Source organism: Kocuria salsicia, assembly GCF_039532055.1.
Classification (GTDB): domain Bacteria; phylum Actinomycetota; class Actinomycetes; order Actinomycetales; family Micrococcaceae; genus Kocuria; species Kocuria salsicia.
Window position 1 is genome coordinate 39,622 of the sequence record NZ_BAAARF010000004.1, and the last position, 15,582, is coordinate 55,203.

Consider the following 15,582-nt stretch of genomic DNA (forward strand, 5'->3'; position numbering starts at 1 on the left):
TGCACTTGTGCAAGTTTGCACTCATGCATAAAGTTGACGCGTGTCCGAATCCAACCCGTCACTGCGCGAACGCCACCGCACCCGCACCCTCGCCGAGATCCACCAGGCAGCCCTGGAACTCGTGGGCGAGTGCGGCTACGGGGACACCGCGGTGGACGCCATCGCCGAACGCGCGGGGGTCTCCCGCCGCACGTTCTTCAACTACTACCCCTCCAAGGAGGCCGCGGTCCTGGGCGCCACCGAACCGCGGATCTCCGAGGCGGCGCGCGAACGGTTCCTGGATCCGACCACCGGAGACGAGTTCGCCCGCACCGTCCGGCTGTTCATGGACGTGCTGCGGGACGCCACCGGTCCCCCCGAGTTCACGGCCCGCCGTCACGAGCTCGTGGAGAACAACCCCGAGCTCAAACGCCGGGTCGGGATGCACATCACCACCGTGGAGAGCCTCGTGGTCTCCACGGTCGTGGAGCACTCGGCCCAGGGCACCACTCCTCGATCCGAGGAGACATCGCACGCTTTCGTTCTACTGGCGGGTGCGGTCATCAAGTTCGCGTTCCGCACCAACACCCACCTGGCGACCACCCTCGACGACGACGCCGTCCAGCTCGCCCTCGACCACGCCATCGGTGTCTTCCGCACCGCCCTCAAGGAGATTTCATGACAACCACCGTCACCCGGGCTGGGACCAGCCCCGCCACCGAGGAGAAACCCACACACCTCGGCTGGCTTTTCGCGAGCCTCATGGTCGTCATGCTGCTCGCGTCCCTCGGCCAGACAATTCTCTCCACCGCCCTGCCCACCATCGTGGGCGACCTCGGCGGCGTGGACCACATGAGCTGGGTCATCACCGGCTACATCCTGGCGTCCACCGTGATGATGCCCGTCTACGGCCGCATCTCGGACCTCTTTGGCCGCAAGCCGGTGCTGCTCGCCGCCATTCTCCTGTTCCTCGCGGGTTCCGTGATCGGCGCGTCCGCCGGGACCATGGGATGGCTCATCACCGCCCGCGTGGTCCAGGGCCTGGGTGGCGGCGGTCTGATGATCCTCGCCCAGACCTCCATCGCGGACGTGGTCCCCGCCCGGGACCGCGGCAAGTACATGGGCGTCATGGGCGCCGTGTTCGCGGTGTCCTCCGTGGCCGGGCCGCTGCTCGGCGGCTGGATCACCGAGGGCCCCGGCTGGCGCTGGGCGTTCTCGTTCAACATCCCGCTGGGCATCCTGGCCATCATCGCGGTGGCCGCGTTCCTGCGCCTGCCCCAGCGCACCCGGGAGCGCAGCCAGCGGATCGACTACCTGGGCATGGTCCTGCTGGCCGCGGCCACCACGTGCGTGGTGCTCGTGTGCACGTGGGGCGGCACCCAGTACGACTGGAACTCCCCCCAGATCCTGTGGCTGTGCGCCACCACCGTGGCCGGCGGCATCGCCTTCGCGGTCGCCGAGACCCGCGCGAGCAGCCCGGTGATCCCGCTGTCCCTGTTCAAGGACCGCAACTTCACGCTCACCACGCTGTCCGGACTCGCCGTGGGCGTGGCCATGTTCGGCGCGCTGGGCTACATGCCCACCTACATCCAGATGGTCAAGGGTGTGGACGCCACCCAGGCCGGTCTGCTCATGACGCCCATGATGGCGTCCCTGCTGATCACCTCGATCGTCTCCGGTCAGGTCGTCTCCCGCACGGGCCGGTACAAGTTCTTCCCGCTGGTCGGCATGGTGGTCATGGGTGTGGGCCTGTGGCTGCTGTCCACGCTCCAGGTGGACGACTCCACCTTCAGGATGTGCGCCTACCTGGCCGTGTTCGGCGCGGGCATCGGCCTGAGCATGCAGATCCTCGTGCTGATCGTGCAGAACTCGTTCCCCAACAAGATCGTGGGCACCGCCACGGCCGCCAGCAACTTCTTCCGTCAGGTCGGTGCCACGGTGGGCTCCGCCGTGGTGGGCTCGCTGTTCATCTCCCGTCTCAAGGACCTGCTGGCGGAGAACCTGCCCCAGGTTCCCGGGGGCGCGGGAGGTGCCAGCGGCGGCATGAACGCCAACTCCTTCACGCCGCAGAGCGTGCACGCCCTGCCGCAGATGTTCCGGGACCCCGTCATCCAGTCCTACAACGATGCCCTGCTGCCGATCTTCCTCTACATGATTCCGCTCGCGCTCGTTGCCCTGGTGATGCTCGCATTCGTGGTGGAGAAGCCGCTGTCCACCCGCGTGGACCGGGAGGTTGTGGAGGCTGACTCCGACGAGCCGGACGCCACCACCGGTCAGCTCGCCGTGGCCACGGCAACCACGGGCGCCGGCCCGAGCTACGACCCGGCCGCCGCCCCGTCCTCGGCGACGACGGCGCCCGCCTCCGTCGCGCAGGCAGGCACCGGTGCCACGTCGTCCACCTCCGACGCCACCCCGACCGAGACACGGGCCGTCGCGAACCACCGCGCGGGACGCTCCCGCCGTCGCCGCTCGGCACCGCGCCACAGGGCGTGAGGCCACGGGGCGGCGCGCCGACCGGGCGGCGGCGCACACCGTGAACGCCGCGTCGTCGCCGCTCCAGTAGCGGCAGGGACTGCAACGCACGAAGGGGGTGGGTTGTCGGCCGGGAAACACCTCCCGGCCGACAACCCAGCCCCTTCTGCATGTCCGTACGCGACGAGTCAGCCCGTGCGTGCTCTTCCGAGCACCCCTCAGCTGTTCGGACGGCCCCGAGCTCCCCGAGCGCTCCCGGGGCGCGAGCACCACCCGCGCCGGAACTCGGCGGGAGGGAGTCAGTCCTTGCTGGGCAGCGCGTCCCGCAGGTCCTCCACGAGGTCCTCCAGGATCTCGGGCGCCTCGAGCATGCCGTTGCGCAGGTCCGAGAGCTCCAGGCCGTGCAGCAGCCCCACGGCGTAGCGGTCCCTGCCCGTGCGCTGGAAGCAACGTGCCACGCGGGCGAGCCACTCCTCCATGACGGCGGCATCGGTGATGACCCCGAGATCGTCCTGATAGTCCTTGGCGACCGCCGCCGCGCGCACTCGCTTCTTGCCCGCCTTCGCGTGGGCCTGTTGGAGGGCTTCCGACACGTACCGGGCGGACTTCGCGGCCTTGCGCGTCTCGTGGAGGATCTCGAAGGAGACCGCAGTCTGCCGCGGGTCCCTGCCCGGCAGGGAGATCCGTTCGCCCACCACCTCGGCCATGGTGCTCACGGTGACCTCCCCTGCGTCCTCCGGCACGGGCGTCTCGGCCCTGGCCAGCACGCGGTTCAGTGCGGTCCCCAGCACGGTCCTGGCAAACTTCTTGGGCGAGTGCCGCGCGGCTTCCTCCGTGAAGCCCTGCCCTGCCGCCAGGTGCCGCAGGTCCTTCAGCAGCTGGAGGTAGGCGGGGCTGTCGAGCTCCCGGCGCACACCGCGGGCCGCGTCCTCCCCGAGGTGCTCGGCCGCCTCGCGCAGCTCCTGGGCCGCCGCCATGCTCACGAGCCCCGCGGACTGCGCCTGCAGCAGGGTCTCGAGGCGTTCCCGGGCGACCTCCTGGTCCCGCGCATCCCCCAGCACGCGGGCGAGGAGCTTGAGCCGGTTCTCCAGGTCCTCGGCCACCTCCTGCGCCACGAAGTCCCGTGATGCCTGCAGCACGCTGCGCAGCGCACGGGAGCGCACCCGCAGCTGGTGCACGGAGTCCTCGGCGCCAAGCCGCACCGCGAAGTCCCACGCCTGCAGCTCGCCCACCAGCCGGGTCAGCATCCTCGTGAGCACGTCCGCGCCGGTGGGCTGGGCTCCCTCACCCGCGTGCTTCGCGTCGGACGCCTTGGTCGCGGCGTCCTTCCCAGAGTCCTTGGTCTTGGACGTCTTCCTGGTCGGCTCCGCAGACTCCCCCGAGTCCTTGCCCCCGCTCTTCTTCTTGTCCTTCTTGTTCTTCGCCTTCCTGGACTCTTCGGATGACTTCCGCTCCCCGTCCTCGGGAGCCCCCGCGGGCGATGAACCGTCGGCATCCTTCCCGGCACCGCGACCGTCCTCGCCCGCCGTCGACTCGACGTGTTCGGGGGTCACGATGCGCACCGCGTCCCCGCCGTCCTGCTCGAGGGCACGGGCGATCTTCGCCACGGAGGACGACGGTGTGGCTCCCGCCGCGTACAGCACGGCCTCCACGGCCTCGAAGACCTTGCGGGCCTGCTTCTCCGTGAGGTCGTCCCGGGAGAGCTCCGCCTCGCACTCGGTCCAGGCACGGGTGATGCCAGCGCGCTCGTCCCGCGCGGTCACGGTGTCGAGGCACAGCTCCGCGTACTGCCCGTCCTCCCCGAGCACCGGGTACTCAGTGCGGTGGGTGTCGATCGTGGCCACCGGGGTGAGGTCCTCACCGAGGGTCAGCCCCAGCAGCAGCTTCCGCAGCGCGGCGGGAATCCGCTCCGGTGCGCTTTTGAGGGGCTCGTAATGCACCTCCCCGCGGACGCTTCCCGCCTGGTACTTCACGTGCCAGCCATCGTCCGCACCACCACGACGACGCCGCACGGCCACCTTGGCACGTGCCAGCTGCAGGTCCGCGGTGTCGTAGTAGGTGGCACTCATGTCGTGCTCCACGGGCTCGCCCACCGTGAAACGCTCGAGGTTGTGCAGCTTCAACGCGGGCTTCTGGGGACCGGGGACGTCGTACTTGCGTTCGATCTCAACCTGTTGCGTGACCATGGGGCTCCCTTGTGTGAAACGCGCCGCGGCCCTCATGGGGTTCCGCGGCGCGCAGCTGTCGTCAAGTTGGCTGGTGCAGTGGTGTCAGGCCCGGCGTCGCTTGAGGACGTCGTCGAGGTTCAGGGCAGTGCTCTCCTGTTCGCCGGAGCGCACTGCATCCTTCAGAGTGGTGGACCGCGCGGCGGGCCGGGTGGGCACTCGCAGGGGTTCGGGCTCGTTGCGCTCGACCACGGGAGCCTGGGTGTACAGCGGCTTGGGAACCGGGACCGGTTCCCACGTGGTGGTGTCCGAACCGGTGGTCCGTGCAACCTTCAGCGCCTCGGCACGGAGCTCGGCCACCGTGTAGACCCGCTCCGTCGCGCGCTGCCCGGGCTGGTCGTCCGCGCCCGGCATATCCAGCTCCGCATCCGCCGCGCGGGTCTGCTCGGCGCGGTCCTGGCGGGCCTCGTCCTCGTTGTCGAAGATGGCGTGCTGGGCGGGCGCGGCCACCGGCGCGGCGGTGTGGACGGCGCCGCGGCGCTTGTCCTCCACAGCCAGGTAGCGCAACCCGGCAACGCACCCTGCACCCAGCAGGAAGAGCACCACGGGAACGGCCCACGAGAGGGCGGTGAAGGGCGCGATCAGCGCGGACAGGAGCGCCGCGGCCACCAGAACGGCACCGGTGAGGAACACGATGGTGCGGTCCCACTTGATGCGCAGCCCCGCCAGGGATCCGCTCTGCAGCGTGGTGGCGGACGGCGCGTGTGCCGATGTCTCCATGACTGGGGTCTCCCGTTCGTGAACCTTGGCCGAGGTAATGCTCACCACTGTACTGGGCTCGGGGCCTCTGCGCTCGTGGCTGTGGAGGGAGGGGTCGACCTGGAGGTCAGGAGCCTCCACCTGAGCATGGACGGGGAGGTTCGTCCGCCGCACCACGTGCGGCGCGAACCACATGACACTCAGCACAATCACGACGGCCAGCACCGCCGAACTGCTCACCCATGACAACCCCACCGTGCAAGAGTAGGGCAGCGGGGATAGATTCCCCGGATGGAATGCGCGTGTTGCCCACATCAATGTAATTCGATGGGGATTTTTTCCTGTCTGGCGCGTTTCACGTCCCTGACCTGGGGCGCAGTGCCTGCCGCGCGATGTCGTCGTCCCCCATCCTGGTCACACGCCCTTCGTCACAACCTTGCGGGTTGGCGGGGACTCGCCCCCGGGGTCAGTGACGCGTGTGGCGCACGGTGATCCCCTCGTCCTCGCCCGTGAACCGGTGGACCAAACCCTTCGGAACCTCCTCCGCCGTCAGCGCGAAGCTGCGGTGGTCCGCCCAGGAACCACCGATGTGCAGGAACCTCTCGCGCAGCCCCTCGTCCCGGAATCCCAGCTTCTCCACCACCCGCAGCGACTTCGCGTTCTCCGGGCGGATGTTGATCTCCATGCGGTGCAGCCGCAAATGCTGGAAGCAGTAGTCGGTGGCCATGGCCACAGCCATGGGCGCGATGCCCCGCCCGGCCTGCTCACCGTCCACCCAGTAGCCGAGGGTCGCGGAACGGAACGAGCCCAGGGTGATGCCCGAGACCGTCAGCTGCCCCACGAGCTGCGGGCGCCCGTCCTCGGGACGGCGTTCCACGATCAGCCACGGAAGGCTCTGCCCGCCGCGGGCCTGCTGGCGCAGGAGGCGCACGAACTCACGGTACGACGGCGCGGTGTCGCCCGGTTCGGGATTGCTCGCCTCCCACGGCTCGAGCCACTGCCTGTTCCGGAAGCGCACCCGGTCCCATTCACCCCGGTCGCCCAGCGCCAGTGGGCGCAGCATCAGCTGCGCCCACTGCACCGTGACCGGCCACGCGGCCTGCCCGTCCACGAGGTGGATTCAGTCCGTGAGGGTCTCGGCGTAGTCCTTGATCCAGCTGCGCAACCCGGGCCCGAGGTCCTCGCGCTCGCACGCCAGCTCGATGTTGGCCTTGAGGTAGGAGAGCTTGTCGCCGGTGTCGAAGCGGCGCCCTTTGAAGACCACGCCGTACATCCCGTGAGCGGCGTCGCCGCGGTCCGCGACGGTCTGCATGGCGTCGGTCAGCTGGATCTCCCCGCCGCGCCCGGGCGCGGTCTCCTCGAGGATGCCGAAGATTTCCGGGTGCAGCACGTAGCGGCCGATGATCGCGAGGTTGGAGGGTGCGTCCTCGGGAGCCGGCTTCTCCACCAGACCGTTGACCTGCACGTAGTCCTCCCCCTCGACCGCGGTGATGTCCGCGCAGCCGTAGGCGCTGATGCTCTCGTGAGGGACCTCCATGAGGGCCACCACGGAGCCTCCGGTGCGCTCCTGCACGCGGATCATCTGGGAGAGCAGATCCTCCTTCTCGTCGATGAGGTCGTCACCGAGCAGCACGGCGAAGGGCTCGTCCCCCACGTGGATCTTGGCACGCAACACCGCGTGGCCCAGGCCCTGGGGATCCTGCTGTCGCAGGTAGTGGATCTCGCCCAGGTCGGAGGCGTGCTCCACCTCCGAGAGCAGCTTGTCCTTGCCGGACTCCTTCAGCTGCGCCTCGAGCGCGGGGACGCGGTCGAAGTGGTCCTCGAGCGCCCGCTTGGAGCGTCCCGTGATCATCAGGACGTCGTCCAGCCCGGCGTCGACCGCTTCCTGGACTACGTACTGGATGGCGGGGCGGTCCACCACCGGCAGCATCTCCTTGGGCATGGCCTTCGTCGCGGGAAGAAAACGGGTGCCCAGGCCCGCGGCGGGGATGACGGCCTTGTGGACGCGCTTGTTCTCGTGATCACTCATGGAATTAGGGTAGACGAACACGGCCCGGAACCCCCGGTGCGAGACCCGGGACATGCGGGAATGACGGGGGTTTTCGGGGCATGTACTCCCAAGAGCGGACAGTGCCGGAGGGATGGATCGCATGGACGCAGCGGCAGGGACACCCGGTGCCAAGGCGCGGCTGCGCGCCGAGGTCCTCGAGCGGCGTCGGCGACGCACCGCGGCCGTCCGCGAGCGGGACCGGGAGGGTTTTGCCACGCACCTCGGCCGGGTGCTGGCGGGCCACGGCCCGGGCGACGTCGCCGCCTTCCTCCCGTTGCCCGGCGAACCCCCCGTGCTGCACGGGCTGGAGCGGGCGCACGCAGCGGGGCGCCGCGTGTGGCTGCCGGTGGTCGAACCGGGGCACCGGCTGAGCTGGGCGCAGTGGCGACCGGACGCTCCCCTCGCACCGGGGAACCTCCCGGGACTGCTCGAACCCACCGGACCGCGGCGCGGTCTCGAGGTCTTCGCCACGGTGCGCCTGCTGCTCGTGCCCGTGGTGGCCGTGGACCGCGGCGGGGTGCGGCTCGGCTTCGGTGGCGGGTACTACGACCGCTTCCTCCCCCTCCTGGCCGGGGCGGGGCGGGAGCCGGAGATCCTGGCCTGCTGCCACGCGGACGAGGTGCTCCCCGCCGGAACCGTTCCGCACGAGCCTCACGACGCAGTGCTCCCCGGGGTGCTCACGGAGCGAGGCACGATCCGCTTGGACACCGCGGCCTGAACTGGTCCCGGCAGTGGCCGGGCGGCCGGGCGGAGGCGGTGCCGGGGCCGAACGGAGGGGAGGCGGGGGCCGAACGGCGCCCGCACCGCGGTGCGGGTAGCATGTGACGTCGGCAATCCGCCTCCCCGTCAGCCCTCGAAGGAACACTCGTGCCCGTTTACGCCTATGCCTGTAAAGACTGCGGCCATGCTTTCGACATCCGCCAGTCCTTCTCCGACGACGCCCTGACGGTGTGCCCCGAGTGCGGCGGCCACCTGCGCAAGAAGTTCAACTCGGTGGGCGTGGTCTTCAAGGGCTCCGGCTTCTACCACAACGACTCCCGCGCCGACGCGGGCAAGAACGGCGGCTCGTCCTCCGGTGCGGCGTCCGGTTCCGCGTCCTCTGGCTCCGGCGACGGCGCGTCGAGCGGCGGTTCCGCGAGCTCGGGCTCCGCGAGCTCCGGGGCCTCGAAGGACTCCGGCACGTCCGGCGGATCGGCCTCGAGCAGCAGCACCCCGACGAGCTCCACGGGATCGGGAAGCTCCACCTCCGGTTCCTGACCGCCGCACTGCACCGGTGTCCGGTGCCGTTCGATCTGGGGCCCTGCCCGATCTGCTGCGCGTCGCACCACGACATCGCACCACGACGTCGTGGCGCCCGGGCGCCGGGCCCAGCGACGAGGACCGCGCACCAGGAGGCGAGGCGGACAGAGACGCACGGTTCTCCCCGGGCGAGCGCGTCCCGCAGCGGACGGCATCCCGCAGCGGTGGCGTCCCTGCGCGCGGCGAGCGCACTGCAACAGGCGGGCCGGGGCTCCCGTCACGGCGCTCCGCCCTGCACATGGTACCCGTGCTCCCGGCACAGGTCTGACTTACGGTTAGCGTCCGGGCATGAGTTCACGCTCCCGTCCCCGCTATCCCCTGGCACTGCGGCTGCGCACCGCCGTCCGGCGCCGCCACCGTCTCGTGGCCGCCGCACTGTGCGCCGTGGCACTGACTCTCGTCATTCTCCGCCTCGCGCCGCCCGGCGCCCACACCACGACAGTGGTCACGGCCGCCGCGGAGATCCCCGCGGGACACGCCATCGCTGCCGAGGACCTGACCGTCTCCGACTTCCCCGTGGCACTCGCCCCCTCGGGCGCCTACGCAGCGGTTTCGGACGCGAGCGGACTGACGACGGCGGTCGCGCTGACCACTGGCCAGCCCGTCACACCCACCACCGTGCTCGGTCCGGGTCTCCTCACGGGCCAGCCGCCGGGCACCACCGCGGCCACGGTGCGGGTCGGGGATCCCGCCGTTCTGAGGCACGTCCGCCCCGGTGACGTGGTGGACGTGGTGCACCACTCCGACGAGGGCGCCTCGGGCAAGGGCACCACGGTGGCACGTGCCGTCACCGTCCTGTGGGCCGCCAGCACCGCCTCGGGCGGCGGTGCGTCCATCCTGTCGCCGGGCGGCTCGGAGGACGACACCGGTCTCGTGGTGCTGGCCGCGGCCCGGGAGACCGCCACCGCGCTCGCCACGCTGGACGGGGCGGGACGTGTCTCCCTCGTGCTGGTGTCACCCTGACGGCGGGAACCGACCGGGCTCAGCCCCAGTGGGGAGGACGCTGCCGCCTCAGCCACTCCTCGTGCCCGGCCTCGCCCTGCACCTCCCGGGGGTCCGGCGCGTCCGCGCCGAGGTCATCGGGGGAACCGGCCCACCGGGTGTTGCCCAGTGCGCGTTCCGTGTCCGGCACGGTGCCGCCGGTGGCACGCCGGTGCGAGCCGCGGCGTCGCCCTGGCACCGCGTCGGGCCCGGCGCCAGAAGTCCTGCCAGGGGCCGGGGCGGGCACCACAGCCGACGCCGCATCGGGTACCGCATTGTCTGTCCGGCCGGACGCTTCACCGGGCGTCGTGCCAGTGCGTGAGGTGTCGCCGTCAGAGCCCACGCGCGGAGCTTCCCTGGCCTGCGCCCGCTGCCGGCGCCCCGTCCGCGGCACCCAGTCCGAGGTAGCGCTGCACGAGTCCCGCCACGGTCTGCGGATCCGTGAAGACCTCCACCGACCACAGGCTCACGTAGTTCCAACCCGCCCGTTCGAGCTGCTGCGGGATCAGGCGCGAACGCTCCCGCACGCTCAACGCACGGCTGCGGTCCGAGCCGTCCGAGCGCAGTGCCACAGGGATCCGCACGGCCTCTTCGACGCCGCCGCCGTGCAGCACCGCTCCGGCGGACAGGGACTCCGTCTCCGCGTAGGCCGCCATGTCCACGGCGTGGGCGTATCCCGTGTGCACCGTGGCGCCGGCGGCGCGCAGGCGGCGCGCGAGGTCGTCGACGAGCGCATCCGGGGCATCGTGCGAATCCTCGGACTCCGTGGCTGCCCTCTCGGAGGTGGTGCCGTCACCGAAGAGCACCTCGAGCATGTGGTACATGTCCTTGGCTCCGTACTTCAGCCGGCGCGGCTCGGTGTCCTTGGGGTGGATCGACGTCACGATGTGGGTGTGCCGGCGCGCACGCGTCATGCCGCGCACAAACGCCTGCCGACCATCCCGCTCGGACAGGGACCCCAGCTGGGGGGTGCTGCGACCGGACGTCGTCCGGCCGAAGCCCAGGGAGAAGATCACGGTGTCCCGCTCGATGCCCGCGGCACGGTGGAGCTCCACCACCCGGAAGGACTCGTGCCCCGGAGCGAAGAACTCCTCCGACTCCCCCGTCTCCCGCAGCCTGCGCTGGACGGCCTGGGCCACCCGGGAGGCGTGCATCGCGCTCGCCGTGACCACCGCGAGCGAGCGCTCGGGGTGCCGCGCCGCGTGGGCGAAAACGAGGTCCACGGTGCGGTGCACCTCCGCGGTGGGGGCCTGCACCCCTTCACTGCCCGCGGTGAGCACGCCCACCCCGTCCTCGACGTATTCCGCGGACAGGCCCGTGGTGGGACTCATCAGCTCGGAGGCGAATGGCACACGGGTCAGTGCGCCGCCGTAGAACGCCTCGTTGAGGTAGCTGAACAGCCTCGGGTCCAGAGGCCGGCGCACCGAGGTGAGGGAGCGGGTGTCCACGACCCGCGAGAGTGCCTCGTGGGCGGAGTCCACCTCCGCCACGGGGTGCGGTGTGTCCCGGCCGGCCAGTTGCGGCGCCACCGTGAACGGCTGCGGACCGCCGGCGTGCTCGTCTCCGAAGGCGATCACCTGCTGCGCCTTGACGACCGCGGGCAGAGCAGCCGCCAGCGGCGTGGACTCGGCGTCCAGGACCACCACCGTGTCCACCTCCTGGTCCTCGCCGAGGGTGGCGGTGAGCGCCAGGGGGCTGGCCGTCCACACGGGCACGAGCGACGGGGTCAGGTGCTGCACCCGGTCCAGGTCCTGCGTGTTCACGTGCCCGCTGCGCAGCATGTCCCGCAGCGCTACGGCCTCGCGCGGAAAGCGGCGGGCGTCGCGGGCCCAGCGGGTCGAGAGCTCGTGCTCGAGGCGCGCCGGGGCTGCGGCCACGTGCGCTGAGTCGGCCCGGCGGAACGCGGACTCCGTCCTGCGCAGCTCGGAGCCGTCCGGCATGGCCACGAAGTCGTCGCCGCTGATCATGGCCTCCAGCACCGACTGCCACCACGCGAGCTCCAGCTCTTCCCCCACCCGGTCCGCAGGCACCCCGCGCGTCTCCAGGTCCTGCAGGAACTCCCCGAGGCCGCGGGCGCGCAGGTCGTCCAGCAGGACGGTGCGCTCGGGCAGGGTGCTCAGGTGGGGCTCGTCGTTGATCAGCTCCTCGAGGATCGCCCCGAGCTCGTCCACGGTCGCGGACTCCAGACGGACGGCCGTGGCCGAGCCCTCCAGGGCGATGGCGAGCCCCTCCAGGTCCTCCCGAAAACGACGGTGCGTGCGCAGGGTCTCCTCGGCCCGGTCAGAGACCGCGGGCTGCTCCAGGGTGGTGGCCCACTGCCGCCACCTGTCCCGCTCGGACTGCACCTTCACCAGCGCCGCGTGCAGGTCCGAAAGGTGGACCCCGGGGCGGATGTACTCCTTGGCCGCCTTGCGCAGCCGGGAACGCTGCAGCCCGCTCAGCTCGATCTCGTGGTCACGCCGCCAGGCCGCGGAAGCCGTGGCCGCAATCAGGTCCGTGACGGGGCGGTCGTAGATGTCCGGGGTGAGGTACTCCAGGGAGTTCCCCACGTCGATCACGAGCTCGAGCTGCTGCTCCCACTCGGCGATGGTCGTGCCCACGCGCAGGCCCGAGACGCCCAGGACGTTGCGCATGGCGGTGGTGAGCGTGGTCAGCTCGAGCAGCAGGGACTTGGCGAGGTCGTGGGCCTGGCGCGCCTCGTCGTCGTTGACCAGACGGGCGCCGTGCCACGGGCTGGACAGGGCGGCCTCGTCGAAGGCTCCGAGGGAGGCCGCGCGCTGGAGCTGGCGCTGCACCTCGCTGCGGTGGGACACGGCGTCGAGCACCGAGCGGCGGAACCGCACGGTCGTCTTGGGGCCCGGGTCCCGGGCGGTGAGCTGCGCCAGTGCCTGCATCGCCTCGTACGGGGACGCCTGCCAGCGGGGGCGGCGGGAGTGCAGAGAGTCCTCGTGCACGCGCAGCTGCTCGCGAGAGCGGCGCAGTGCGTCGTGGATCGCCTCGGTCGCGGGCTCGGCGGCGCGCTCGTTGCGGGCCACGGCCCGCACGAGGCGTTGGGCGACGTCGTCCGGGCTCAGGTGCGAGCCCAGGGGCAGCACGAGCGAGTCCAGGCCCGCCCTGTTCCAGGCGCGCGTGAACGAGGCGAGGGTGGTGCGGGACTCCCCCAGCACGAGCACGCTGCGACCGCGGTGCACGAGCGCGCCCACGGTGGCGACCGCAGTGTCCACGGCGGGGGTGCCCACGGGCGTGCTCACCACGAAGCTCTCACCCTGCTCGGCGAGGTCCACAACATCCTGCTGGTTCGCGTCCAGGTCCGTGAGCAGCAGCTCGTCCGCGGGATCGCGGTCGTCGAGTGCCGGAGCCTTGTTCTGCAGCGGGCGAACCACCGGCAGCTTGCCCACCTCCGGGTTCTTCAGGCGGGCGAGCGCCTCGACCACCTCAGTGCGGGCCACCACGTGCTCGTCCGCCGGGCGCTCGTGCAGGTCCGCGAACGTGGAGACCACGAGCTGGTGCTCCACGTGCATCCCGGGGACGTCCACGGCGAGCTGGCGCAGGATCTCCAGCACCGGGGCGGGGTCGAGCTTGCGCGTGCCGTACGCGAGCCGGGACATCTCCGCCGTGGCCAGCTCCACCCCGTGGTCCTCGCGCAGCCGACGCACCAGCGCCGGGTTCAGCCGCGCGGGGCCCACGATGTGCAGCTCGAAGTCCTTGTGGTCCGGACGCAGCTTGATGGTGACCGGGGCAAGCAGCACGGGCGCGATGAAGCGTCGCAGCCCGTCTGCCACCGGGTCCGCGAGCCACGACGCCGTCCCGGCGGCGAGGTACGCGGCGTCCAGGCCGTGCATCACGGACAGCTCGTGGATCTTCGTGCGCAGTGCACGCGCGGAGCGTACCGCCCGGTCGTAGGCGGGCGTGTCCTGGTGGATCATCGTGGACAGTCGCGTGGGCCGCTGCATGAGCAGCTGCGCCTGGCCCGAGGAATTCGCCTCCGTGAGGTCGATGCACACGTTGTCCACCTGGTTGAAGTCCAGCAGCGTGTCCGGACCCGTGTAGGCGTCCATCTGCTGGGTCCAGGACCTCAGGGACACGCGGGGGTGCTCCGAACCGGTGGAGGCACGGTCCGCCGCCTGGGGGGTCGATCGGTCCTGGGACGGGGGTGTCGGCATGGTGCTCCTACTCACGAGTGCGCCGGCCTGCATCCCGTGGGGGACGGGGCGGACCGGCGCACCGGAACTGACGGTGACTCAGACGGTGGGGTTCACTCCCACTCGATGGTTCCCGGCGGCTTGGACGTGACGTCCAGAACCACCCGGTTGATCTCCTCCACCTCGTTGGTGATCCGGTTGGAGATCCGCGCGAGCAGCTCGGAGGGCAGCCGCGACCAGTCCGCGGTCATGGCGTCCTCGGAGCTCACGGGGCGCAGCACGATGGGGTGGCCGTAGGTGCGGCCGTCGCCCTGCACACCCACGGAGTGCACGTCCGCGAGCAGCACCACGGGCATCTGCCAGACCTCGTCGTCGAGACCGGCGCGGGTCAGCTCCTCACGGGCGATCGCGTCCGCGCGGCGCAGGATGTCCAGGCGCTGCTCGGTGACCTCACCGATGATGCGGATGCCCAGGCCCGGGCCGGGGAACGGCTGGCGGCCCACGATGTTCTCGGGCAGCCCGAGCTCGCGGCCCACCGCGCGGACCTCGTCCTTGAACAGTGCGCGCAGCGGTTCCACGAGCTCGAACTGCAGGTCCTCGGGGAGCCCGCCCACGTTGTGGTGGCTCTTGATGTTGGCCGCGCCCTCGCCGCCGCCGGACTCGACGACGTCCGGGTAGAGGGTGCCCTGCACCAGGAACCGCACGGGTTCGCCGTCCGCGGCCTCCTCGCTGAGCACCTTGTGCTCCGCGGCCTCGAATGCGCGGATGAACTCGCGCCCAATGTTCTTGCGCTTGGTCTCCGGGTCCGTGACGCCCTCGAGCGCCCCGAGGAAGCGCTCCTTCTCCCGGGCTATGTGCAGCTTGATCCCGGTCGCGGCCACGTAGTCCTTCTCGACCTGCTCCACCTCGTCCTGGCGCATCAGGCCGTGGTCCACGAGCACGCACGTGAGCCGGTCCCCGATCGCGCGCTGCACGAGCGCGGCCGCCACCGCGGAGTCCACCCCGCCGGAGAGGCCGCACAGCGCCTTGCCGTCGCCCACCTGGGCGCGGATGGCCGCAACCTGCTCCTCGATGATGTTGCCCGTGGACCAGGTGGGGCTGAGCTGGGCGCCGTTGAAGAGGAAGTTCTCCAGGACCTTCTGCCCGAAGGCAGAGTGCTTGACCTCGGGGTGCCACTGCACGCCGTAGAGCCCGCGCTCACGGTTCTCGAAGGCGGCCACGGGCGCGCCCTCGGTGGTGGCCAGGGTGGTGAAGCCCTCGGGCGCCGCCGTGACGGAGTCGCCGTGGCTCATCCACGTGGTCTGCACGTCAGGGGTGCCGTCCAGCAGCGTGCCCACGGTGTCGGCGGTGGCCGTGGCGGTGGTGGCGCCGTACTCGCGCGCACCCGTGCGCTCGACCGCGCCGCCCAGGGCGTTGGCCATCACCTGGAACCCGTAGCAGATCCCCAGGACGGGAACACCGGCCTGGAAGAGTTCGGCATCGCGCTGCGGGGCTCCCGGTGCGTACACGGAGGCGGGCCCGCCCGAGAGGATCAGGGCGGCGGGGTTGCGCTGCAGGATCTTCTCGGTGGACCAGGTGTGCGGAACGATCTCGGAGTACACATTCGCCTCGCGCACCCTGCGGGCGATCAGCTGCGCGTACTGCGCACCGTAATCGACCACGAGTACCGGGCGTTGTTCCAGGTCGCTCAGGTTCTCAGGGGATTCAGTCACGCGGACAAGTCTAGAACACGGCA

The 15,582-nt window shown here is 71.0% G+C and carries 11 protein-coding genes; 5 read left to right on the forward strand and 6 right to left on the reverse strand.

The annotated features are described in order from the left end of the window. Positions 1 to 40 precede the first annotated feature (40 nt). A complete protein-coding gene (locus tag ABD264_RS04465) occupies positions 41 to 661 on the forward strand; it encodes a TetR/AcrR family transcriptional regulator (RefSeq protein ID WP_144941871.1) in 621 nt (206 codons plus the stop codon). Beyond that, positions 658 to 2,472, forward strand: coding sequence for an MDR family MFS transporter (locus ABD264_RS04470; RefSeq protein ID WP_144941868.1), 1,815 nt, complete (start codon positions 658 to 660; stop codon positions 2,470 to 2,472). The genes ABD264_RS04465 and ABD264_RS04470 overlap by 4 nt, the downstream gene beginning before the upstream one ends. Positions 2,473 to 2,750: 278 nt before the next feature. On the opposite strand, the gene ABD264_RS04475 is transcribed toward ABD264_RS04470, so the two are convergent. The 4 genes from ABD264_RS04475 to galU all read right to left on the reverse strand — a co-directional run bounded on the left by ABD264_RS04475 (position 2,751) and on the right by galU (position 7,404). Then, the gene (locus tag ABD264_RS04475; RefSeq protein ID WP_344204639.1) at positions 2,751 to 4,637 is read right to left on the reverse strand and encodes a CYTH and CHAD domain-containing protein; all 1,887 of its coding nucleotides are present in this window, start codon (positions 4,635 to 4,637) and stop codon (positions 2,751 to 2,753) included. An 84-nt stretch (positions 4,638 to 4,721) separates the two neighbouring features. Continuing rightward, a complete protein-coding gene (locus ABD264_RS04480) occupies positions 4,722 to 5,396 on the reverse strand; it encodes a hypothetical protein (RefSeq protein ID WP_144941864.1) in 675 nt (224 codons plus the stop codon). A gap of 445 nt (positions 5,397 to 5,841) precedes the next feature. Continuing rightward, positions 5,842 to 6,486 carry a GNAT family N-acetyltransferase gene (locus ABD264_RS04485; protein WP_144941862.1) on the reverse strand — a complete coding sequence of 215 codons (645 nt, stop codon included), beginning with the start codon at positions 6,484 to 6,486 and terminating at the stop codon, positions 5,842 to 5,844. 9 nt (positions 6,487 to 6,495) lie between these two features. After that, positions 6,496 to 7,404 (reverse strand): UTP--glucose-1-phosphate uridylyltransferase GalU, encoded by a 909-nt coding sequence (gene galU, locus ABD264_RS04490; RefSeq protein WP_144941860.1) that lies wholly within the window; start codon positions 7,402 to 7,404, stop codon positions 6,496 to 6,498. A 121-nt stretch (positions 7,405 to 7,525) separates the two neighbouring features. Between galU and ABD264_RS04495 the strand changes: the two genes are divergently transcribed. The 3 genes from ABD264_RS04495 (at position 7,526) to cpaB (ending at position 9,687) form a co-directional block, all read left to right on the forward strand. Further along, positions 7,526 to 8,143, forward strand: coding sequence for a 5-formyltetrahydrofolate cyclo-ligase (locus ABD264_RS04495; protein WP_344204643.1), 618 nt, complete (start codon positions 7,526 to 7,528; stop codon positions 8,141 to 8,143). A gap of 149 nt (positions 8,144 to 8,292) precedes the next feature. Next, positions 8,293 to 8,682 carry an FmdB family zinc ribbon protein gene (locus ABD264_RS04500; RefSeq protein WP_145009801.1) on the forward strand — a complete coding sequence of 130 codons (390 nt, stop codon included), beginning with the start codon at positions 8,293 to 8,295 and terminating at the stop codon, positions 8,680 to 8,682. Positions 8,683 to 9,012: 330 nt separating this feature from the next. After that, entirely contained in the window at positions 9,013 to 9,687 is a 675-nt protein-coding gene (cpaB, locus tag ABD264_RS04505) for a Flp pilus assembly protein CpaB (protein ID WP_344204647.1), read from the forward strand. A 350-nt stretch (positions 9,688 to 10,037) separates the two neighbouring features. On the opposite strand, the gene ABD264_RS04510 is transcribed toward cpaB, so the two are convergent. Together ABD264_RS04510 and guaA are read right to left on the reverse strand one after the other, a co-directional pair. Beyond that, positions 10,038 to 13,868, reverse strand: coding sequence for a hypothetical protein (locus ABD264_RS04510; RefSeq protein ID WP_344204649.1), 3,831 nt, complete (start codon positions 13,866 to 13,868; stop codon positions 10,038 to 10,040). A gap of 92 nt (positions 13,869 to 13,960) precedes the next feature. Then, a complete protein-coding gene (gene guaA / locus ABD264_RS04515; protein WP_344204651.1) occupies positions 13,961 to 15,559 on the reverse strand; it encodes a glutamine-hydrolyzing GMP synthase in 1,599 nt (532 codons plus the stop codon). Positions 15,560 to 15,582: the final 23 nt, after the last annotated feature.